Genomic DNA, 19,994 nt, shown 5'->3' with positions numbered 1-19,994 from the left:
CTCGCCCTGGATCAGTTCTTGAAGGGGTTCATGGATCGCCCGAGGACGTACTGCGCGCGGAACGGGACCGGCCGCATGCCGTGGGAGATCACCTTGTTGACGGTGCCGGGGACGCAGACGGGCTTGCCCTTGTTGACGGCGGCCCAGCCCTCTCGCGCCACGGCGTCGGCCTGCTGCCAGAGGATCGACGGCAGCTTGGAGGCCGCGTCGCGGGTGCCCATGACGTCGTGGAACTCGCTGTGGGTGAAGCCGGGGCACAGGGCCGTGACGTGGACGCCGTGGGGCTTGAGCTCCATGTCCAGCGCCTGCGACATGCCCAGCACGTAGGTCTTGATGCCGGTGTAGAGCAGGCTCTCGCCGGGAGGGGCGAAGGCCGCGAGTGACGACAGGTTGATGATGCGGCCGTGGCCGCGGGCCTTCATCTCGGGCACGACGAGGTGGGCCAGCTGGGTCACGGCCGTGATCATGAGCTGGATCTCGCCCGCGAGGTCCGACCAGGGCGAATCGGCGAAGGCCGCTGAGCCCGACATGCCGGCGTTGTTGACCAGGACGTCGACCGTGAGGCCCTGCTCGCGGACCGCTGCCATGAGCTCCTCGGGTGCTCCAGGGTCGGTGAGGTCGGCCGTCAGGACCGTGCAGGCCGTGCCGTGCTGGGCCCTGAGGCGCGCGGCGAGCTCGTCGAGCCGCTCGGCGCGGCGGGCCACGAGGATGAGGTCGTGGCCGTCCTGGGCGAGCAGCTCGGCGAAGGCGGCACCGATGCCGGCGGACGCTCCCGTGACGAGGGCGGTGGGTCGGGTCGTGGTCATGAGGTGGCTCCGGTTCCGGCGTGGTCGTGGTCGAGGGGGACGTGGGTCTGCAGGAACGCGATCTGGTCGGCGATGACGCGGCTGAACAGTGGCTCCACGTACGGGTCGAAGTGGCCGCCGGGGTAGAGGTGCACGGTGGCGTGCCGCATCTTCCGTGCGGTGCGCTCGGCCACGCGACGGGGCGTGACGGCGTCGTCCTCGACGATCTGCACGAGTGCGGGGCACGCGACCTTCGCGGCCGATCGTCCCGGTGAGTAGAGGCCGATCCTGAGCACGATCCGCGCCGCGACGGTCTGGGGGTAGTCGCCGGCCCGGAGCCCGGACTCGGCGATCAGCCGGTCCATGCCGGGTGCGGCGTCGGGTGACGTCATGACGCCGGTGCGTCCCGGCGCGGCGACGCTGTCGACGTAGACGGGCGAGCGCCCGAACCAGGCGCGGACCTGGTCGCGGATGCCGTGGATCCCGACGCGAAGGCTGGGGAGGAGCCCGGTAGCGCGCACGGCCGCGGGGCCGCTCACGTGCGGCACCTGGGTGATGATCGCGGCGAGCGGCTCGTCGGCTCCGGCGAGGGTGATGACGTGGCCGCCGGCGAAGGACGTGCCCCAGGCGACGACGCGCTCCGGATCGACGCCCGGCAGGGTCCGGGCGAACGCCAGTGCGGCGCGCCAGTCGGCCAGCTGCATGCCGACGTCGAGCAGCTGCCGCGGCTCGCCCGCGCTGTCGCCGAAGCCGCGGTAGTCGAAGGCCACCGCGACGTAGCCGGCCGCGGCGAACCGCTCGGCGTAGGCGTCGAGCCGCAGGGCACGCACCCCGCCGAAGCCGTGGGCCAGGACCACGACAGGGGCGGGCCCGGCGGTGCTCGTCGGCCGGTACACCCGCGCGGCGCAGTCGACGCCCTCGGAGACGAAGCGTGCCTCGTCCCCGTCGGGGCTCGCGCTGTGGTCGGTCGTCATCGGTGCTCCTCGTGCCATTCTCGGCGCCTGCCTTGTTTGATGATCAAGAGAATAGGCGGTCTCTAGATCGTCGGTCAAGATCAGATAGGGTGAGGTGTGCCTCGGAACCGTCGACCGATCGACCGTGCGGAGAAGCGCGACGAGATCGTCGTCGCTGCCGCCGCGCTGTTCACCGAGGCCGGCTACGACGACAGCTCGATGGCGAAGGTCGCCGCGGCGGCGGGCGTCACGCCCACGACGATCTACTGGTACTTCGCCGACAAGGACGCCCTGCTGGTGGCCGTGCTCGACCACCTGCTGACCCAGGCTCTCGAGGAGGCGGCGCCGCACCTCGAGGACCCCTGGGTCGAGCAGGTGCTGTGGGCCGTCGAGCGGCTCGAGCGATACAGCAAGCTCGTCACGGTCGTGCACGCGCGCACCGCGACCTCACCCACGATCGACGAGTGGCACGAGGGCTTCCATGCGCTGATGGACACGATGCTGGCCGACGGCCTGGCCACAGCGGGCGCTGCGCCGGAGGACGTGGAGGCGATGACCCGCATGAGCGTCTTCGTGGTCGAGGGCCTGCTCACCCACCCGCTGCCGCAGGCCGAGCGTCGCACGATCATCGAGATGATCCACCGCCCGCGCTGAGCGGGCCCATCGGCGGCACCCTTCGGGCCCGCGCCGACGGGCCCCGCACCTGGTCGTGGACAATGTGCCGGGGCGACAGGGGAGGCGAGCGCGGCACGATGTCAGACGAGCACGAGCGGGGAGCGGATCCGTCCTTCGACCGCTATGCCCGCATGGTGCGGCGTGCCTTGGGCGTCCCGGTGGCGCTGGTCTCCATCGTGGAGGAGAACCGCCAGGTCTTCACGGGTGCCGTGGGCCTTCCGCAGCCGTACCAGGACTCGCGGGAGACGCCGCTGTCGCACTCGTTCTGCCAGTACGTCGCGCGTGACGAGAAGCCCCTCGTCATCGAGGACGCGCGGGTGCACCCCGTCCTGCGCACCAACCTCGCGATCGAGGACCTCCAGGTCGTCGCCTACGCCGGGTGGCCGATCACCGACCACACGGGGCGGACGATCGGTTCGCTCTGCGCGATCGACTCCTCGCCGCGCACCTGGAGCTCGGCTGAGCTCGAGACGTTGGAGGACCTGGCGGCGGCCTGCTCGGCCGAGCTCGCCGAGCGGGAGCGTCGCCGGTCGGCCGATGCCCGGGCGGCGGACGCCGACCGGTTGTCGCGCGAGAACCGTGTCCGGCTCGCCCTGGCCGAGGGCCTCGTGGCCGCGAGCACCTTCGAGGAGGTCGCGGCCGCCGTCGAGGACGCGGCGATCACGCACCTGGGCTGCTCCGGGGCAGGGCTCTGGCTCCGGTCCGGCCTGGCGAACGGCTCCCGGGACGCGCAGCCCGAGGGGCTGCTGACGTTCTCGGGCAGCGACCGGCTCCAGCGGGTCCCGTCGACCCGCGACGAGTGGGCCCGCGCCACCGAGCACGCCAGCGTCACCGTCACCGACCCGACGCCGTTCGGGTGGGTCACGCGGCGGGCCATGCCGATGTTCTTCTCCGACCACGCCGAGCAGGACACGGTCTTCCCCGAGATGGCGGCCTCGTCCGGCGCCGCCGAGGCCCGCGCCGTCATGCCCGTCGGCATCGGTGCATACACCTTCGGTGCACTCGTGCTGACCTTCCGTGAACCACGCCAGTTCAGCGACAGCGACCGCGCCACGGCGGCGGCCCTGGCGTCCTACGTCGCCCAGGCGGTCGAGCGGGCCTGGGCGTTGCACCAGAGGGTCGAGACGTCCGAGATCCTGCAGGCCGCCATGCTCAGCGACCTTCCCGAGGTCGAGGGCCTGTCGAGCGCGGCCCGCTACCGGTCGGCCGACCGGGGCAAGCGGGTCGGTGGTGACTGGTACGACCTGCTGGCCCGCTCCGACGGCTCGGTCGCCGTGGCCGTGGGCGACGTGGTCGGGCACGACATCCAGGCGGCCGCCGACATGGGTCAGCTGCGCAGCATGCTGCGCGCCATCGCCTGGACGGGCGACGACGACCCCGCCGCGACCCTCGGTGAGCTCGATCGATCGATCGTGGGCCTGGAGATCGACGCCATGGCGAGCCTGGTGTTCGGCGTCCTGACCCGCGGCACGGGCCACGCCGCCCCCTGGACCTTCACCTGGGCGTCGGCCGGTCATCCGCCGCCGTTGCTCGTCGACCCGGCGGGCGAGGTCACGTGGCTGGTCCAGGAGCGCCGTGCCCCGATGCTCGGCATCGACATCGGCACCGCCCATCGAGGATCGGTCGTGCAGATCGAGCCCGGGTCGACGCTGGTGCTCTACACCGACGGTCTGGTCGAGCGGCGTGGCGAGGTGCTCGACCTCGGGCTCGAGCGGCTCGGCGCGGCTGCGCAGCGCGGGCACGGTGGAACCGCCGAGGCCGTGGCCACGGGACTGCTGGCGGAGCTGGTCCCCGATCGGATCGCCGACGACGTCGCCCTGCTCGTCCTCACGTTCGGCGACTGAGGCGCGCTCAGGTCGGGTCTGAGGGCCCGGCGCCGGTGACCTCGTCGGCCCACGCCTCGTGCTCGGCCCGCGCCCAGCTGCGCGAGACGCGCCCCGTGCGCATGCCGCGGCGGGACTCGGGGTCCCGCACGGCGTAGGTCACGTGGCCGACCACGAGCAGGCCCAGCCCGAGGGCGAACCAGTCGTGGACGAACGTGGCTCCGGCGCGCCAGGACAGGCGCACCAGGTCGGGCCAGAACAGGAGAATCCCGGTGCCCAGCAGGGCGCCGGTCGACCCGGCCACGAGCCAGGAGTTGATCTTCTGGCCGGCGTTGAACTTGCCGACGGGGATCGAGCCGTCGCGGCGCGACCGGCTCCGGAGCCAGCGCCAGTCGGCGCGGGTGAAGCGGTTCAGGATCCCGAGGTCGGTGCGGTACGCCTTCGACGCGGCCCCGAGCAGCAGCGGCACAGGGAGGGCGAACCCGCACCACACGTGGATCGTCTCGACGACCTGGCGGTGGCCGACCGCCATCATGAGGGCGCCGTTGTAGAGGATCGCCGCGGTCACGATGCACACGACCATCAGCACGGCGAAGACGCGGTGCACGAGGCGCTCGGCCAGCACGAAGCGGTCGACGTCCGAGGAGTTGGTCACGGGCTCAGTCATCCTCGATGAACCCGTCCAGCGGATAGCCGCGGTCCTCCCAGTACCCGGGGGCGTTGTTCGGCGTGACCTCGATCTCGGAGAGCCACTTGGCGCTCTTGTAGCCGTACATCGATCCCGAGTAGATCCGCACCGGACCACCGTGGTCGTGCGTGACCGGCTCGTCGTACATCGCGAGCACCACGAGGACGTCGTCCGCGCGGGCCTGCTCGAGCGTCATGTTGACGGTGTAGGTGCCGTCGAAGGACTTGTAGCGCACCCCCACGGCCTCGTCGGTCGGAGCGGCGGACTTCAGCAGCTCGCTCACGCGGACCCCGCGCCACGGGACGTCGGGCACCGACCAGCCGGTCACGCACTGGAAGGTGTCGTCGAACGAGGTCTGCGGGAGCCCCTCCAGATCGGCGAAGGAGTAGGAGGTGGGCCGGTCGACGAGCCCGGAGACCTTCAGGCTGTAGTCCCCTCGCGTGCGCGGCTCGACGGCTCCGGTCACGGAGTAGTAGCGCCAGGTGTCGCCGAGCGGGATCTGCGACGTGAGGCCGGTGGGGTCGCGCATCTGCACGGACGCCAGCATCTGGCTCAGGCCGTTCTGCACCGAGCTGCCCGCCACGATGCCGACCGCGCCGAGGCCCAGGAGGCCGAGCACCGCGCGTCGACCGACCGGTGCGCCCTCGTCGGCGTCGGGCGTGTGCGGCATCGGGGCTCCTGGCGTGGTCGGGACGAGCAACAGGACCGGGCGGATCGACTCCGCCAGCGCCCGTCGGTGCGTCGTCCCCAGCGTAGGTCGGCCCGGAAGGATCGGCCGGGGGACCGCGTCCGTCGTCAGGCCGTGGCGGCGGCCGCCGCGCGCCCGGCGACCCGGCCGGAGAACAGGCAGCCACCGAGGAAGGTGCCCTCGAGCGCGTTGTAGCCCATCATCCCGCCGCCGCCGAAGCCGTTGACCTCGCCGGCCGCGTAGAGGCCGGGCAAGGGGGTGCCGTCCGACGTGAGGCAGCGCCCGGACAGGTCGGTCTCGAGGCCACCGAGGGTCTTGCGGGTCAGGATGTTGAGCCGCACCGCGATGAGCGGGCCGTTCTTCGGGTCGAGGAAGCGGTGCGGGGTGGCGACCCGGATCAGCTTGTCGCCACGGTACGTCCGGGCCCCGCGCATCGCGGTGATCTGCGCATCCTTCGTGAAGTCGTTGTCGAGCTCGCGGTCGCGGGCCTCGAGCAGGTGGCGCAGGTCGGCCTCGTCGACGTGACCGGTGTCGCCCACGGTGTTCATGCCGGCAACGAGCGCGGTGAGGTCGTCGGCGACCACGAAGTCCTCGCCGTGGGTCTTGAAGGCCTCGATGGGCCCAGGCGCCCCGGCCTTGAGCCGGCTGAGCAGGAGCTTGACGTCCTTGCCGGTCAGGTCGGGGTTCTGCTCCGAGCCGGACAGGGCGAACTCCTTCTCGATGACCTTCTGCGTCAGCACGAACCACGAGTAGTCGTGCCCCGTGCCCCGAAGGTGCTTCAGGGTGCCGAGGGTGTCGAAGCCGGGGAAGAGTGGCGCGGGCAGCCGCCGGCCGGTCGCGTCGAGCCACATCGACGACGGTCCGGGCAGGATGCGGATGCCGTGGTTCTCCCAGATCGGGTCCCAGTTCCGCAGGCCCTCGACGTAGGCCCACAGCCGGTCGGGGTTGATGATGCTCGCGCCGGCGTCGCCGCTGATAGCGAGCATGCGTCCGTCGACGTGGGCCGGCACACCGGCGACCATCGTCGTCGGCGGGGTGCCGAGGCGCTCGGGCCAGACCTGGCGCACCAGGTCGTGGTCGCCGCCGATGCCGCCGGACGTCACGATGACGGCCTGGCCGCGCAGCTCGAACTCGCCGGTCTCCTCGCGGCTCGACGCCACGCCGCGATCGACCGTGGTCGGCTCCAGCAGCGCACCGCGTGCACCGACCACCGCTCCGTCCTCGACCAGCAGGGCGTCGACACGGTGGCGGAACGCGAACCGGATCCGGCCGGTGGTGACGTGCTCGCGGACGCGTCGCTCGAACGGGGCGACGACGCCGGGGCCGGTTCCCCACGTCAGGTGGAACCGGGGCACCGAGTTGCCGTGGCCCTCGGCGCGACCGTCGCCGCGCTCGGCCCACCCGACGACGGGGAACAGGCGCAGCCCCATGTCGCGCAGCCAGGCGCGCTTCTCGCCCGCGGCGAAGTCGAGGTAGGCCTCGGCCCACCGGCGCGGCCACGCGTCCTCCTCGCGGTCGAACTGCGCACTGCCCATCCAGTCCTGGGTGGCGAGCTCGATCGAGTCCTTGACGCCCATCCGCCGCTGCTCGGGGGAGTCGACGAAGAACAGCCCGCCGAGGCTCCAGAACGCCTGACCGCCGAGGTTCTGCTCGCCCTCCTGGTCGACCAGCACGACGGAGCGTCCGCGGTCGGCCGCCTCGGCGGCGGCGGTGAGCCCGGCGATGCCGGCCCCGATGACGATGATGTCGGCGTCCATGTGACCACTGTGGATGACGCAGCCCGCGCGGCCTAGACCTGTCGCCCTCGGTGAGTCGCACGACTGTCACCAGGTGACAGTGCCGCTCTCGCCGGCGAGGACCGCGGACTCCAGCACGAACCGGTCCCACGGGTCGCGGCCGGACCAGTCCGAGCGCGTGCGCATTGCCGCAGCCATCATTCTTGCGGTGTGACCCATCTCACATGCGATCGGTGCCGAACTACTTCACACAGACACAAGTGAGGTGTTCGACATGGCCGATCTTCTGGACGATGTCCTCCGCGAGTCCCACCGCTCCCTCGCCGAGCGGCTCGAGACGTCCTCCGTCGCGCTGCGAGGTGACGCCAAGTGCGGCGAGATCCGGCAGAGGACCGATGCCTTCCTCATCGAGATGTGCCGGCACGTGTCGGCCGTGTGTGACGTGATCCTGCCGGCCGTCCGTGAGCAGGTCCCGAACGGGGGACAGCGCGTGAGGGCGTACGTGGAGCAGGTCAAGCGCTTCGAGCGGTCGGCCGCCCGGACGAAGGGCCGCCTGTACGGCGCCTCCCGTGACGTCCAGGTGCCGTGGGAGCGCGTGTGGGTCGAGCTCGGGACCGAGTTCGACCGGATGCTGGCGGTGGAGGCCGACCTGATCGCCGAGGCGGTCGCCGTGTGCTCGGCGGACGACAACGTCCGGCTCGCGTCGCGCCTCCGGGCGACGCGGTTGACCGGACCGACTCGGCCGCACCCGCACTCGCCCCACACCGGCAGGCTCGCCCACGTGGTTCGCCGCATCTGGATCCTGGCGGACGCGGCGTGGGACTCCGCCGAGGCTCGCACCGTCCCCGGTGCCGTGAGGGCCGCGAAGCATCCGCCGAAGGCGGCGATCACGAAGGTCTGAGTCCTGCAGCCACTGCTCCAGAGCTGGTGAACCATCTGGTGCCGCGCGGACGGTGGTGCTCGGTCGGGCGGCAGGTCCATCGGTGTGGAGCTAGCGTGCGTCGGATGAGTCATCCTGGTCCGACCACGGTCCGTGGCAGTGACATGGACTTCGCGGTGCTGTCCTGGGGGCGGCCGTCCGATCCCTTGGCGCTGCTGCTGCACGGCTATCCGGACTCGCCGCACTCGTGGGCCGCGGTGGCCGAGACGTTGGTCGCCGCCGGGTATCGAGTCGTCGCGCCATGGACGCGCGGCTATGCGCCGACCGACGTCCCGCCCGACGGCTCGTTCCACATCGGCGCACTCGCGCACGACGCCCTCGCGCTGCACGGCCTGCTGGGTGGTGATGAGCGCGCCGTGCTGGTCGGTCACGACTGGGGCGCCGTAGCGGCCCACGCGGTGGCGGGACTGGACGGACAACCGTTCCGGCGGATCGTGACCATGGCCGTTCCGCCGGCTGCGGCGTTCCTCGCCCGCAGCGACGGCTGGTGGCCGTGGCTGGGACGGTGGGGTCGGCAGGCGCGGCTGAGCTGGTACATGCTCTTCCAGCAGGTCCCCGGGCTCTCCGAGCGATCGCTCGACCGCCTCGTCCCGGCGCTGTGGCGGCGGTGGTCCCCGGGGCACCGGGCGGACGCCGAGCTGGAGGCGGCCTGGGACGCGATCCGGTCGCGCCGCACCGAGGTGCTCCGCTACTACCGTCACGCTGCACGGTGGTGGACCGTCCCGGACCGGTACCGAGAGGCCCAGGCGGGGTTGATGCGCCGCTCGACGCTTCCGATGCTGTACCTGCACGGTCGCGACGACGGCTGCATGCTGCACGAGTGGAGCCACCAGACGGCCGCCGTGCTTCCCGAGGGGAGCCGGGTCGAGATCGTGCCGGATGCCGGGCACTTCCTCCAGGTCGAGCAGCCGGCCGCGGTCGCGAGGCTCATCCTGGACTTCGTCGGCCGCGCCTGAGCGGTTTCCGCGTCGCCGAGGCGCAGGCCTCGGGGCAGCAGCGCCCGGCAGCCGCCCCAGCGTCAGGCGGCCTTGGTCATGTCCCGTCGCTTGAGCTGGTCCTTGCGCTCGATGTCCCGGCGCACCTTCTTGCCGCCGGTCGTCATCTTGTAGAGCTTGACCAGCTGTGACGGCGCGTTCTTCGGCGTGGTCTCGGCGAGCCAGTCGTTGGGCAGGGAGAGACGCACGATCTTGTGCCAGGCCGAGTAGACCTGCTTCGGCAGCGGCGCCGAGACGTAGGTCAGCTCGTACTTGTCGAACAGGGCCTTCACCTTCGGGGCGATCTCGGCGTAGCGGTTGCTCGGCAGGTCGGGGAACAGGTGATGCTCGATCTGGAAGCTCAGGTTGCCCGTCATCAGGTGCATCAGCGGTGAGCCGGAGATGTTGGCCGAGCCGAGCATCTGGCGCAGGTACCACTCGCCGCGGGTCTCGCCCTCGATCGAGGCCTTCTCGAAGGTCTCGACGCCCTCGGGGAAGTGGCCGCACATGATGACCGAGTGCGTCCAGAGGTTGCGGACCACGTTGGCCGTGAAGTTGGCCGCCAGGGTCGGCACGAACGAGCCCGTCGGGAGCGACAGGGCCGGGTGGACGAGGTAGTCCTTGGTGGCCTGCTGGCGGATCTTCTTGAGGGTCTGCTTGGCGCGGGCCTTGAAGTCGTCGCTGCGCTGGTCCTTCGGGACCGCCAGGTTCTTGCCGAGCTCGAGGTCGTAGGCGGCGATGCCGTACTCGAAGAAGCAGGCGTTGACGAAGTTCCACAGCGGCTGCGCGAGGTAGAACGGGACCCAGCGCTGGTCCTCGTCGACGCGCATGATGCCGTAGCCGAGGTCGTTGTCCTTGCCGACGACGTTCGTGTACGTGTGGTGCAGCTCGTTGTGGCCGTGCTTCCACTGGTCAGCCGGGCTCGCGTTGTCCCACTCCCAGGTCGTCGAGTGGATCTTCGGGTCACGCATCCAGTCCCACTGGCCGTGCATGACGTTGTGGCCGATCTCCATGTTCTCCAAGATCTTGGCGACGCTGAGCCCGGCCGTGCCGGCCAGCCAGAACGGCGGGAACACCGAGGCGAGCAGCAGCGCACGGCTGCCGGCCTCGAGGCCACGCTGGCCCTTGATGACCTTGCGGATGTAGGCCGCGTCGGCGGCACCGCGGGTGTCGATGACCTCCTGGCGGATCGCGTCGAGCTCACGGCCGAGGGTCGCGATGTCGTCGGCGCTCAGGTGCGCGGTCGGGTTCTCGGACTTCTGCTGGATCGTGGTCATGACGTCGCTCCTAGGTGGCAGGCGCCGGCGGCGGCGCTGATGCAGGTCTGGATCGGGACTCCGCCGTGGGCGGACGAGATGGGATCGACCGAGGTGATGGCGCCGTTGCGCAGGTCGCGCACGGAGCCCTCGGTCAGCGGCAGGACGCAGCCGAAGCAGACGCCCATGCGGCAGCCGCTCGGCATCAGCTGGCCGCCGGCCTCGCCGACGTCGAGGATCGGGGTGGCGCCGTCGGCGACGAGCTCGGTGCCGTCGGCGAAGGTCACGGTGCCGCCGTCACCGGCCTCCACGAAGCCGGCCCGGAACTGCTCGGTGAACAGCGGCAGGCCGTGGGCCTCGTGGTGGGCCGTCAGCGCGTCGAGCAGTCCGCCCGGGCCGCACGCGTAGGTGGTGCGGCTGGCGAGGTCCGGCACCAGGTCGGTCAGGTCGGCGACGTCGAGGACGCCGTGCTGGTCGTCGTAGCGCGGGACGAGGGTGATGGCGCCGTGGTGGGCCAGCTCCTGGAGGTTGGACAGGAAGATCGAGTCCGGCTCGGTGGGGGCCACGTGCACGACGACGATGTCGAGGTGGCGGCTCCGCGGCAGGTCCACGACGCCGGAGTCGGTGACGGGGAAGAGGTTGCGGAGCATGCCGACGACCGGGGTGACACCGGAGCCGGCAGTCACGAACAGCAGGCGCGAGGCCGCGGGGTCGAGCACGAAGTCGCCGGTCGCCTGCTCGAGGTGGACCAGGGTTCGCGCGCGGGCCTCGTGGACCAGGTGGTTGCTGACCTTGCCGCCCGGCACCGCCTTGACGGTGATCGAGATCAGCCCGTCGGCGCGAGGGCCGTGCGTCAGCGAGTAGGCGCGCCACTCGCGGACGCCGTCGACGTCGATGCCGATGCGCACGTACTGGCCGGGCACGTGACCGGACCAGTCGGCACCCGGCTTGAGGACGATCGTCGCGGCGTCGCGGGTCTCGGGCTGCACCGCGACGATGCGCGCCCGCAGGTCGGTGCCGGACCGCAGGGGAGCAGCCAGGTCGAGGTAGTCCGACGGCAGAAGTGGCGTGGTCGCCGCCTCGGCCAGTCGCGTGAGCCGGTGGCGCAGCGATCGCGCCTCGCTCGGTCGGGCCAGCATGTCGGTCATACCTCCATGATGCGCCGCCGGCGGGGTCAATTTCATGACCACTCCGCGTGAATCTGGCGGTAGTATCTGTTCTCTCCGAACAAAGGTGGATCGTGGCGGACTCCCGTGGAAGCGACGCCCTGCGGCTCCCGGCCGCCGTCGTCGACCGGATGCGCGCCGGCATGGCCGGGGTCGCGGAGCAGACCATCGCGGCGGTCATCAGCGAGGTGCCGAGCTATCGCGACCCGTTCCGGGGAGCGATGGGCCGCAACATCGAGGTCGCGGTGACCCTCGCGCTCGACGGCTTCCTCGACCTCGCGGCGCGCCAGGAGGGGATCGACGCCGGCGACCAGATCGAGACGGTGCGGGAGGCGGCCTACGCCCTGGGCCGTGGTGAGGCCCGCAGCGGGCGGACCATGGACGCCCTCGCGCAGGCCTACCGCGTCGGTGCCCGGGTGTCCTGGCGCGAGATGAGCGCCGCGGCCGTCGCGAGCGGCCTGGACGCCACGACCGTCGCCCGGCTGGCCGAGCTGGTGTTCTCGTTCATCGACGGCCTGTCGGCCGCGAGCGTCAGCGGCCACGCCGACGAGCTGGCCACCTCGGGGCGACTTCGCCAGCAACGACTGGATCGACTCGCGACGCGCCTCGTCGAAGGCGCTCCTGAGTCGGAGCTCGTGCAAGCGGCCGATCGCGCCGACTGGGACGCCCCGAAGCACCTCACTGCTGTGATCGTGCCCGAGGCGTCGCTGCGGTCGCTGCGCGGACTGCTCGATCCGAGGTCGCTGCACGTGCCCGAGGACACGGCGGGGCTGGACCTCGAGACCGGGACGTCGATCCTCCTCGTCCCGGCTGCCGGCGGCCGCGAGCGACGGGCCCTGACCCGCGCGCTGCGTGAGCTCGACGCCGTCGTGGGGCCCGCCCGCCCGTGGGCGCTGGCGAGCGAGTCGTACCAGCGCGCGCGTCACGCGCACCGCCTCGGCCTGCGTGGTGACACCGACCTGCACCTGGCCGATCTCGTGGTCGGTGCCGATGCCGAGGCCCGGGCCGACCTGAGGTCCCGGGTGCTCGGACCGCTCGACGAGCTCAGCCCGGTCGCCCAGGAGAAGCTCGCCGACACCCTCCGGGCCTGGCTGCTCCACCAGGGTCGCCGCGACGACATCGCCGCGGTCCTCTTCGTGCACCCCCAGACCGTCCGCTACCGCATGGGCCAGTTGCGCGAGCTCTACGGGGAGCGGCTCACCGACCCGCAGTTCGTCCGCGACGCCACCATCGCGCTCGCCTGAGGGCGCTGGTCGGTTCGCAAGCTGCGCGGGGATGCCGGGAGCGCTGACCTGGGGCGGGCCAAATGCGGGCCAAGCGACACCCGTCCGATTTCCGCTACACCAAGAATCACTGCAATTTCGGTGAAAATCCAGGTACCCCGTACGGGATTCGAACCCGCGCTACCGCCTTGAAAGGGGGAACTCTGACTAGTTGGTGAGAATCGACTGACGCGGGGAACCTTGGAACGCCGGACATGCTTCGTCGCCGAGCCGCTGGTTGTCGTTGGCAGTTGACGGCGAGAAATTGATCCCGTGTTGCCCGGCTGTTGCCTGATCTCGATGCCCATCTTGCCGCCGAAGGGCAGTCTTCGGACGGCGCGGTGGGCTTCCAATCAGTGGGTACCAACCGGTGCGCGATCGAGTTTTTCGCGGCTGGGGACTGCTGCACAGCGGTCTAAGAACGGGCGACCTCTTGTTGCTAGCCACGCAAGGGCCTGATCGGCCACCTCGCGCCAACATGGTTGACGAATCGGCCTGAGATTCCTGGTGGGCATGGTTGGGAGCTGGAGGTGGTGCAGCATTCGTCGTCGCAGTCGGCCGCTTCACACGCGCAGTTGTAGGCGCTTCTGCCCGCCTGGACCGCGCGGGACACCTGGGCAGTTCAGCCGTGGGGGCCCTCGCCGGTGGTGATGTGGTCGGCGTGGTTGAGGCCTTCCCGGATGAGCCGGGCGAGGTGGCCACCTCGAAGTGAGTAGTGCTGGTGTCGGCCGTCGCGGGTCACGTCGACGAGTCCGGCGAGCCGAAGTTTTGCGAGGTGTTGGCTTACCGAGGTTCGGGAGGCTGAGACGCGGTCGGCGAGGTCGCCGACTGTGGCCGATCCGTTGGTGAGGTGCCAGAGGAGCTCGAGGCGGGTGGGCTCGGCCAGCATGGCGAAGATCTGCGAGCCGTGACGCAGGCGGGTGGCATCCGGCGTGAGGCTGTGGTCGAGACTCGCTTGCGCTAGATCGCCCTCGGACTTGGCCATGGGTTCATTGTCGCGCACTTGCGTTCACACCCGAGCTGCCGCGCACCAGAACGACTCCCGCGAATGCTGTTGCGCATGCTGCGGTGGACGCCAGGACAGCCGTGCTGGTTGCGACACCGGCGGTGGCACCTAGCCAGCCCGCCATGGGATAGGTGATCAGATAGCAGGCGTGGGACAGCGAGAAGTGTGCCGCGTAGGCGGCGGGACGCTCGCTCGGACTAGTGGCTAGGTTCACGACCGCTCCGGAGGGAGTGAGTACCGCAGAGGTCGCGGCCCCGAGGAGCGCCCACGCGATCAAGACCGACCCCCAGGGTCCGGTCATGGCGGCGACGGCAAGTCCAAGAGCCGTGGCACCGCCGCCGATCATCATCACCGGCAGCGGCTTCCGATGGTCGAGTACGCGCGGGAGCGCGAGTGCGACGAGCATGGAGCCGGCACCGAAAGTGGCCAGGGTCGTGGAGAGCGCGACGGGCCCCAGTGCGAGGTCCTGGCGCACGACGACCACGGTGTTCACCAGTACGGTGGCCATTGCGCAGGCAGCGGCGAGGTCCAAGAGAATCACTGCTACGAGTGGACGACGGGTGCAGAACATTCGTACTCCGCTCGATACCCGAGACGCGAATGACGAGGTCTGCTCCGCACCTTCGATCTTGAGACCGGACCCCAGTACCAGCCCGGCTGACAGGGCGAATCCAAGGGCGGTGCCGGCGAACAGGCCGTGGAAGTCGATGAGGAGCAGCATTCCGGCTGCGATCACCGGACTGGCGACGGCCTCGAGGTCGTAGGCCACCCGCGATAGCGAGAGCGCGCGCGTGTAGTCGCGCTCATCAGGCAGGACCACCGGGATCACGGCCTGGAAGGTCGGCGTGAAGGTTGCCGAGGCTGCTTGGAGAATGAAGATCAAGGCGTAGATGTGCCATACCTCTGAGACCCACAGCAGACTGAGGGCCGTGACGAGTCTGATCAGGTCCGCGCCGATGAGGACCGTGCGCGGCGACCACCTCGACGTCACGGCCGTGATCGACGGGGCGAGGAGGACGTACGCCAGGATCTTGATCGTCAACGCTGTCGCCACCACCGAACCCGCCGAGTTGGGCGAGACTTCGAAGGCCAGCAGGCTGAGCGCGACAGTGAGTAGACCGGTTCCGAGCAGCGCTACCACCTGAGCGGCGAACAGGCGCTGATAGGTGATGTTGGTCATGACCCGCCGTGTGGGGCTTCTCATGAAGTAAGTATATGTACGCATCTGCGCACTGATGCAAATTCACGCCCGTTGGTTGCAGCGACCACCCGGCTGGGCCCGCCACTACATGTGGGTCGGCGGGCGGGCGTCGGACCATTGCGGTGCTGGGAGTCCTTCCGAGCAAATACAAGAGCCAGAATTTTTGGGTTTCGGCGTTCGAAACTTTCGGCGCGAGGTTTCGGGCGACTGGCTTAGTCGGCGTCGTGATTGCGGGGTTGCAATCCGTACCTAGGTACGGATTTACCCTTATCTCATGACCGTCATCCCGTTGAGTGATGTCAGCGTTTGGGTTCCCGATGCGTGCACTCTGCCGCCCGCCGAGCAACCGTTGCGTGTGGCGGAGTTCGATGCGCTTTTCGCTGATGCCTTGGTCGAGGTCCGCCGGTGCGTTGCTCGCGGCACGCGAGCGACGCTTCTGCTCGAGGGGCCGAGTGATCTCGCGAGTCATGTGCAGCGTCTCGTCGAGACCGAGTCCGGCTGCTGCTCGTTCTTTGCGTTCGAGACGGTGGAGCTGGCGCATCCCGACCCGGTGCGGTGTTTCGTCGAGCTGACGGTGAGCGTGCCACTGGCGCATTCGTCGGTCTTCGATGGGCTGGTGTCGCGCGCCGTGGCGATCGGCCGTGGTGCGCAGTGAACGTCGGCGGGGTCGAGGGCATGCGCAGTGGTCAGGTCGCGTCGGCCGCTGGAGTCAACGTCGAGACGCTTCGCTACTACGAGCGGCGAGGACTCTTGGAGGAACCGGCACGCAGTCTCGGTGGGCACCGTCTGTATCCACCCGAGACCGTCACCGTCCTCAAGGTCGTCAAAGCTGCTCAGCGCTTGGGGTTCACTCTCGACGAGACCGCTGAACTCCTCGAGCTCGGGCGGCACCACCACGGCACCGGGGGGCTCCAGAGCCGCGCCAGCGCGAAGCTGGCCGAGATCGACAGCCGTATCACCGACCTGACGGTAATCCGCGAAACGTTGCTGGCCGCGGTCGACGCCGGCTGTGACGACCTGATCGCCTGCGCCGGGAGCGACTGCTGCCCCATCCCCTTTGCCACGATCACCACCCGGCCCACCGACACCGACCAGCCTCAGCGACGGAGCACGCTATGACCACCCCGGAACAATCACGTGTGCGCGGCGGGCTCGCCGGCACGGCCGCGGCCGCCTGCGCGGTCTGTTGCGCCGCACCTCTGCTTGCCCTATTCGGGATCGGTCTGACCGGCGCCGCGGCGACCGCCGCAGCCCTGACGTTCGCCGGGCTCGTATTCGCCATCGTCGTCGCGGGCGCCACCGTCGGTGCGGTGTGGCTGCGACGTCGACGAGGACGACGCGACTCGTGTTCGACGGGCACAGCTGCAGGACCCGTAGAGATCGAGCTGACCCCGACCTGGCCGGTCGAGCTTTGAGAGTCGTCATCGACCGCGCCGTGCAGTTCGCGGAGAAGCATCAGATCGCGCTCTACCTCGCCGCCATCGCGGCGGCGCTGATCTTCGGCCTAGCTGTGAGCGACGGGGCCGGGCAGTCGCTGGAGCACGCCATCGAACCAGTCCTGGCAGCGCTCCTGTTCGCGACGTTCCTGCAGGTCCCGTTCCTCGACATGGCTGCGAGCTTCCGCGACGCACGATTCCTGATCGCGGTCCTCGGCCTGAACTTCATCGCCGGACCAGTCGTCGTCTGGGGACTCATCCAGTTCCTCCCCGACGACCAAGCCATCGTCATCGGCGTCCTGCTGGTTTTGCTGACGCCCTGCATCGACTACGTGATCGTCTTCTCCGGCATCGCCGGCGGCGCAGCAGACCGCCTGGTCGCTGCCGCCCCGCTGCTGATGCTCCTGCAGCTGGCCTTGCTGCCGCTCTACCTGTACCTCTTCATCGGACCCGACCTCGCCGACATCGTCGAACCAGGTCCCTTCGTCCACGCGTTCATCGTCCTCATCGCGATCCCGCTGACCCTCGCAGCTCTCACGCAAGCACTGTCAAAGCGGTTCGCCGCCAGCCGTGCTCTCGAGACGGTGATGGCTGGCCTCATGGTGCCGCTCATGATGGCAACACTGTTCGCGGTCGTGGCCTCCCAAGTCAGCGACATCACTGACCGATTCAGCGACGTCGTGTCGGTGGTCCCGGTCTACGTCGTGTGGTTCCTGGTGATGGCACTTGTCGGAGCGCAGGTCGCGCGCGTGGCCCGCCTCGACCGTCCGCGCTCGATCGCGCTCACTTTCTCAGGCGCAACCCGCAACTCCCTCGTGGTCCTGCCCCTCGCGCTGGCGCTCCCGGAGGCTTACGCGTTGGCGGCAGTCGTCGTCGTGACCCAGACCCTCGTCGAGCTCGTCGCCATGGTGATCTACGTGCGGGTCGTCCCGCTCCTCGCTCGATCCGACTCAGTGACTTAAGGCGCACAACATGCGCCAAGGTGATCCAAACTGCCGGCGTCGCCTGACCCTTCGATCGAGTCGGAGCCGACATCGTCCGCCGATGACGGGTCATCGGCGGTCTCCCGCGTGTCGTCTTCTGAGTACTCCGAGCGGGCTGACGTTTGACCGCTTTGGTGCAGGTCCTCGCAGCCCGGCGAGCTGATGGACAATGAGGGGAATCGAGCCGCTTGGCTAGGGAGGCGGTGGCTGTTGTTTGCCTGGGCAGCGCTCTTTCTCGCGGGCCTGATGGAGATCGTGTACGCCGCCGCATTGGAGAAGTCGCAGACATTCACACGACTTTGGCCGTCTGTGATCTTTCTGGTGTGCGTGACCATCAGCATGGGGGGTCTCGCGTACGCGATCCGCAGCATTCCGCTGGGTACTGCCTACGCGGTCTGGGTGGGTATCGGGGCTGTGGGAACGGCGATCTACGGGATGGTCGCCCTCTCGGAGACCATCCCGCCATGCGGGTGGGGTGCATCCTGCTCATCGTCGTCGGCGTTGTAGGCCTCACCCTCCTGCACGTGAACGCAACGAGCGCTCCCCACGTCCAGCAATGACGTAGCACCTCCCGGTAGCAGTCATTCTCGGCGTTGGGATCGTCATGAAGCCAGGCACGCGGGCCGGAACCGTTCGAGGTTTCGGAGTCCGAAGCTTTCAGCGTAAAGTTTCGGCGTCCGCTGACGTCGGAGTAAGTCCGAGAACGGAGAGTTGGCCTGCCACCACGGCGCGGATCCTCGCCTCACGTCGGTCCGGGTCATCGATGCGGCCAAGGCTGCCGTGCGCCTGGCCGTCGAGGGACTCATACGCGAGCCGAGCCCGCCCCACGGGATCGTCAACACCGAGCTCGCGAAGGCGATCGGCAACTGCAGTGACCACGCGTGAGGCCGTCGCTCCGAACAGTGCCAGAAGTTCCGGCGAGCGCGGGGCGAAGCCGCGGAGCACCTGATGGAGCTGGCCGGGACTCTGGTTAACCCGCACGATCGCGCGAGTCAGGTCCTCGACCAGCCCGACCACGTGCGCATCCGTGGTCTCGGCCCGGCTGAGCACGGCGTCGATCTCTGCTGCGGCGACCGCAAGATGTCGCAGGGCCAGCTCGTGTAGGAGCGCGTGCTTGTCAGGGAAGTACTGGTACACCGACCCGATGGACACCCCTGCTCGCTCAGCGATGCGATTGGTCGTCGCCGCGATGCCCTCGGTGTCGAAAACCTGAGCAGCTGCCTCAAGGATGACGTCCACGGTGGCGCGCGAGCGCTGCTGCGCTGGCCGCTTGCGGGGCTGGGTCATCGGGCTCCAATGCGAGTTGTCGACGGGCGCCTGTCCGCTCGACGATGGTGTGGTGACGATCGAAGACTATGCGCGCTTCCTGCCCGACGACGTCCGTGCCCGGGTCGAGGTCGAGCCGGAAGAGGATTGGTGGTCCTGGCGCGGACGACGCGTGCACCTCGCGCGAGCACGTCGTCCCGATGCCGCGCTGCGTGTCTGGGTGTTGCACGGCGCGGGTGGTCACTCCGGCTTGGTGTGGCCGCTGGCATCGATCGTCGCCAGCGAGGGCATGGACCTGATGGTCCCCGACCTGCCGCTCTACGGGCGCACGGTCGAACCGGACCCGAGCGGCGTCCGGTACGGGGACTGGCTCGACCTGCTTGAGGACCTGGTCGAGGCCGAGGACGACGACCGCCCGCTCATCGTGCTCGGCGCCAGCATGGGCGGGATGCTCGCCTACGAGCTCGCGGCCCGGACAGGTCGCGTCTCGGCCGTCGCCGCGACCTGTCTGCTCGACCTCAGTGACCCGCACGCACGGGAAGCCGCTACGCGATGGCGATGGATGGGCAAGCTCGCGCCCCTCACGCTGCCGTTGCTCGGACGTCTGTTCGCTCGCGTGCGCGTGCCGATCACGTGGTTCGCAGACATGGGCTCGATGAGTCGCGACCCGGAGCTCGCGCGCCTGTGCGCATCGGACCCTCTCGGCGGCGGCGGACGTGTACCGATCGGTTGGCTGGCCAGCTACTTCGCCTACGAGCACACTCCGCCTGAGTCGTTCACCGCCTGTCCCGTCCTGCTCGTGCACCCGGCCAACGACGGCTGGACCCCGCCCGCGCTGAGCCAGCGGTTCGTGGACCGCATCGCCGTACCGGTCGAGACGGTCCTGCTGGAAGGGTGCGGTCACTTCCCGGTCGAGCAACCTGGCCTCGACCAGGCCGAGGCTGCGCTCCGCGAACTAGCCGAGCGGACACTCGTCGATCTTCATTGAGCCAGCTCGCTCGGCCCGCAAATCCTGAGTTCGAAAATCAGTCCATTGCCGCGCGCGCAGCCATTCCGGGCCAGAATCATGCGCCAGAGTCATTTGGGGATTCGGCGTCCGGAACTTTCGACGCCAAGTTTCCTCGCGGAGCGACCGGTGGTGGAAGTCCGAGGACCG

Annotated in this window: 21 protein-coding genes; 11 read left to right on the top strand and 10 right to left on the bottom strand. The window is 69.6% G+C overall.

Going from position 1 to position 19,994, the window contains the following annotated elements:
- Positions 1-11: 11 nt before the first annotated feature.
- Both V6S66_RS15030 and V6S66_RS15025 read right to left on the bottom strand, forming a co-directional pair.
- On the bottom strand, positions 12-806 hold the full coding sequence (locus V6S66_RS15030) for an SDR family NAD(P)-dependent oxidoreductase (protein WP_334207593.1): 795 nt from the start codon (positions 804-806) through the stop codon (positions 12-14).
- Entirely contained in the window at positions 803-1,759 is a 957-nt protein-coding gene (locus V6S66_RS15025) for an alpha/beta hydrolase (RefSeq protein WP_334207592.1), read from the bottom strand. The genes V6S66_RS15030 and V6S66_RS15025 overlap by 4 nt, the downstream gene beginning before the upstream one ends.
- A gap of 96 nt (positions 1,760-1,855) precedes the next feature.
- On the opposite strand from V6S66_RS15025, the gene V6S66_RS15020 reads away from it, so the two are divergent.
- Entirely contained in the window at positions 1,856-2,392 is a 537-nt protein-coding gene (locus V6S66_RS15020; RefSeq protein ID WP_334207591.1) for a TetR/AcrR family transcriptional regulator, read from the top strand.
- Positions 2,393-2,490: 98 nt separating this feature from the next.
- Positions 2,491-4,257 (top strand): GAF domain-containing SpoIIE family protein phosphatase, encoded by a 1,767-nt coding sequence (locus tag V6S66_RS15015; protein ID WP_334207590.1) that lies wholly within the window; start codon positions 2,491-2,493, stop codon positions 4,255-4,257.
- 7 nt (positions 4,258-4,264) lie between these two features.
- Here V6S66_RS15015 and V6S66_RS15010 read toward each other — a convergent pair whose 3' ends face one another.
- The 3 genes from V6S66_RS15010 to V6S66_RS15000 form a co-directional block, all read right to left on the bottom strand.
- Positions 4,265-4,891, bottom strand: coding sequence for a cytochrome b/b6 domain-containing protein (locus tag V6S66_RS15010; protein WP_334207589.1), 627 nt, complete (start codon positions 4,889-4,891; stop codon positions 4,265-4,267).
- 4 nt (positions 4,892-4,895) lie between these two features.
- Positions 4,896-5,594 (bottom strand): molybdopterin-dependent oxidoreductase, encoded by a 699-nt coding sequence (locus V6S66_RS15005; protein WP_334207588.1) that lies wholly within the window; start codon positions 5,592-5,594, stop codon positions 4,896-4,898.
- Positions 5,595-5,719: 125 nt separating this feature from the next.
- Positions 5,720-7,369: an FAD-binding dehydrogenase gene (locus V6S66_RS15000; RefSeq protein ID WP_334207587.1), complete on the bottom strand. Its 1,650-nt coding sequence runs from the start codon at positions 7,367-7,369 to the stop codon at positions 5,720-5,722.
- Positions 7,370-7,622: 253 nt separating this feature from the next.
- Between V6S66_RS15000 and V6S66_RS14995 the strand changes: the two genes are divergently transcribed.
- Together V6S66_RS14995 and V6S66_RS14990 are read left to right on the top strand one after the other, a co-directional pair.
- Positions 7,623-8,249 (top strand): hypothetical protein, encoded by a 627-nt coding sequence (locus V6S66_RS14995; RefSeq protein WP_334207586.1) that lies wholly within the window; start codon positions 7,623-7,625, stop codon positions 8,247-8,249.
- Between the two features lie 104 nt (positions 8,250-8,353).
- Positions 8,354-9,244: an alpha/beta fold hydrolase gene (locus V6S66_RS14990; protein ID WP_334207585.1), complete on the top strand. Its 891-nt coding sequence runs from the start codon at positions 8,354-8,356 to the stop codon at positions 9,242-9,244.
- Positions 9,245-9,306: 62 nt separating this feature from the next.
- Here the strand turns inward: V6S66_RS14990 and V6S66_RS14985 are convergent, their stop codons facing one another.
- On the bottom strand, positions 9,307-10,539 hold the full coding sequence (locus tag V6S66_RS14985; RefSeq protein ID WP_334207584.1) for a fatty acid desaturase family protein: 1,233 nt from the start codon (positions 10,537-10,539) through the stop codon (positions 9,307-9,309).
- Entirely contained in the window at positions 10,536-11,666 is a 1,131-nt protein-coding gene (locus V6S66_RS14980) for a ferredoxin reductase (protein WP_334207583.1), read from the bottom strand. Before V6S66_RS14980 ends, V6S66_RS14985 begins: the two co-directional genes overlap by 4 nt.
- A 92-nt stretch (positions 11,667-11,758) precedes the next feature.
- Here V6S66_RS14980 and V6S66_RS14975 point away from each other — a divergent pair, with 92 nt between their 5' ends.
- Positions 11,759-12,928: a PucR family transcriptional regulator gene (locus tag V6S66_RS14975; RefSeq protein ID WP_334207582.1), complete on the top strand. Its 1,170-nt coding sequence runs from the start codon at positions 11,759-11,761 to the stop codon at positions 12,926-12,928.
- Positions 12,929-13,568: 640 nt separating this feature from the next.
- Here V6S66_RS14975 and V6S66_RS14970 read toward each other — a convergent pair.
- Together V6S66_RS14970 and V6S66_RS14965 are read right to left on the bottom strand one after the other, a co-directional pair.
- The gene (locus V6S66_RS14970; protein WP_334207581.1) at positions 13,569-13,931 is read right to left on the bottom strand and encodes an ArsR/SmtB family transcription factor; all 363 of its coding nucleotides are present in this window, start codon (positions 13,929-13,931) and stop codon (positions 13,569-13,571) included.
- Positions 13,932-13,935: 4 nt separating this feature from the next.
- A complete protein-coding gene (locus V6S66_RS14965) occupies positions 13,936-15,132 on the bottom strand; it encodes an MFS transporter (RefSeq protein WP_334207580.1) in 1,197 nt (398 codons plus the stop codon).
- 295 nt (positions 15,133-15,427) lie between these two features.
- Here V6S66_RS14965 and V6S66_RS14960 point away from each other — a divergent pair, with 295 nt between their 5' ends.
- The 5 genes from V6S66_RS14960 to V6S66_RS14940 all read left to right on the top strand — a co-directional run bounded on the left by V6S66_RS14960 (position 15,428) and on the right by V6S66_RS14940 (position 18,079).
- The gene (locus tag V6S66_RS14960; RefSeq protein ID WP_334207579.1) at positions 15,428-15,808 is read left to right on the top strand and encodes a hypothetical protein; all 381 of its coding nucleotides are present in this window, start codon (positions 15,428-15,430) and stop codon (positions 15,806-15,808) included.
- Positions 15,809-15,828: 20 nt separating this feature from the next.
- The gene (locus V6S66_RS14955; RefSeq protein WP_334207578.1) at positions 15,829-16,272 is read left to right on the top strand and encodes a MerR family transcriptional regulator; all 444 of its coding nucleotides are present in this window, start codon (positions 15,829-15,831) and stop codon (positions 16,270-16,272) included.
- Positions 16,269-16,568: a hypothetical protein gene (locus V6S66_RS14950; protein WP_334207577.1), complete on the top strand. Its 300-nt coding sequence runs from the start codon at positions 16,269-16,271 to the stop codon at positions 16,566-16,568. The genes V6S66_RS14955 and V6S66_RS14950 overlap by 4 nt, the downstream gene beginning before the upstream one ends.
- Positions 16,565-17,551: an arsenic resistance protein gene (locus tag V6S66_RS14945; protein WP_334207576.1), complete on the top strand. Its 987-nt coding sequence runs from the start codon at positions 16,565-16,567 to the stop codon at positions 17,549-17,551. The genes V6S66_RS14950 and V6S66_RS14945 overlap by 4 nt, the downstream gene beginning before the upstream one ends.
- Positions 17,552-17,734: 183 nt before the next feature.
- Positions 17,735-18,079 (top strand): DMT family transporter, encoded by a 345-nt coding sequence (locus V6S66_RS14940; RefSeq protein ID WP_334207575.1) that lies wholly within the window; start codon positions 17,735-17,737, stop codon positions 18,077-18,079.
- Between the two features lie 150 nt (positions 18,080-18,229).
- On the opposite strand, the gene V6S66_RS14935 is transcribed toward V6S66_RS14940, so the two are convergent.
- Positions 18,230-18,859, bottom strand: coding sequence for a TetR/AcrR family transcriptional regulator (locus V6S66_RS14935; protein WP_334207574.1), 630 nt, complete (start codon positions 18,857-18,859; stop codon positions 18,230-18,232).
- 52 nt (positions 18,860-18,911) lie between these two features.
- On the opposite strand from V6S66_RS14935, the gene V6S66_RS14930 reads away from it, so the two are divergent.
- The gene (locus V6S66_RS14930) at positions 18,912-19,826 is read left to right on the top strand and encodes an alpha/beta hydrolase (protein ID WP_334207573.1); all 915 of its coding nucleotides are present in this window, start codon (positions 18,912-18,914) and stop codon (positions 19,824-19,826) included.
- Positions 19,827-19,994: the final 168 nt, after the last annotated feature.

It is taken from the genome of Aeromicrobium sp. Sec7.5 (genome assembly GCF_036867135.1).
GTDB lineage: Bacteria > Actinomycetota > Actinomycetes > Propionibacteriales > Nocardioidaceae > Aeromicrobium.
Note: the sequence above shows the minus strand (reverse complement) of the source record. Positions and strands in the feature narration are given on the sequence as shown.

Excerpts from the sequence above, each read along its gene's own strand:
- V6S66_RS15030 (WP_334207593.1), bottom strand. The coding sequence starts at position 806 with ATGACCACGACCCGACCCACCGCCCTCGTCACGGGAGCGTCCGCCGGC.
- V6S66_RS15025 (WP_334207592.1), bottom strand. The coding sequence starts at position 1,759 with ATGACGACCGACCACAGCGCGAGCCCCGACGGGGACGAGGCACGCTTC.
- V6S66_RS15015 (WP_334207590.1), top strand. The coding sequence starts at position 2,491 with ATGTCAGACGAGCACGAGCGGGGAGCGGATCCGTCCTTCGACCGCTAT.
- V6S66_RS15005 (WP_334207588.1), bottom strand. The coding sequence starts at position 5,594 with ATGCCGCACACGCCCGACGCCGACGAGGGCGCACCGGTCGGTCGACGC.
- V6S66_RS15000 (WP_334207587.1), bottom strand. The coding sequence starts at position 7,369 with ATGGACGCCGACATCATCGTCATCGGGGCCGGCATCGCCGGGCTCACC.
- V6S66_RS14995 (WP_334207586.1), top strand. The coding sequence starts at position 7,623 with ATGGCCGATCTTCTGGACGATGTCCTCCGCGAGTCCCACCGCTCCCTC.
- V6S66_RS14990 (WP_334207585.1), top strand. The coding sequence starts at position 8,354 with ATGAGTCATCCTGGTCCGACCACGGTCCGTGGCAGTGACATGGACTTC.
- V6S66_RS14985 (WP_334207584.1), bottom strand. The coding sequence starts at position 10,539 with ATGACCACGATCCAGCAGAAGTCCGAGAACCCGACCGCGCACCTGAGC.
- V6S66_RS14980 (WP_334207583.1), bottom strand. The coding sequence starts at position 11,666 with ATGACCGACATGCTGGCCCGACCGAGCGAGGCGCGATCGCTGCGCCAC.
- V6S66_RS14970 (WP_334207581.1), bottom strand. The coding sequence starts at position 13,931 with ATGGCCAAGTCCGAGGGCGATCTAGCGCAAGCGAGTCTCGACCACAGC.
- V6S66_RS14965 (WP_334207580.1), bottom strand. The coding sequence starts at position 15,132 with ATGACCAACATCACCTATCAGCGCCTGTTCGCCGCTCAGGTGGTAGCG.
- V6S66_RS14960 (WP_334207579.1), top strand. The coding sequence starts at position 15,428 with ATGACCGTCATCCCGTTGAGTGATGTCAGCGTTTGGGTTCCCGATGCG.
- V6S66_RS14955 (WP_334207578.1), top strand. The coding sequence starts at position 15,829 with ATGCGCAGTGGTCAGGTCGCGTCGGCCGCTGGAGTCAACGTCGAGACG.
- V6S66_RS14950 (WP_334207577.1), top strand. The coding sequence starts at position 16,269 with ATGACCACCCCGGAACAATCACGTGTGCGCGGCGGGCTCGCCGGCACG.
- V6S66_RS14940 (WP_334207575.1), top strand. The coding sequence starts at position 17,735 with ATGGACAATGAGGGGAATCGAGCCGCTTGGCTAGGGAGGCGGTGGCTG.
- V6S66_RS14935 (WP_334207574.1), bottom strand. The coding sequence starts at position 18,859 with ATGACCCAGCCCCGCAAGCGGCCAGCGCAGCAGCGCTCGCGCGCCACC.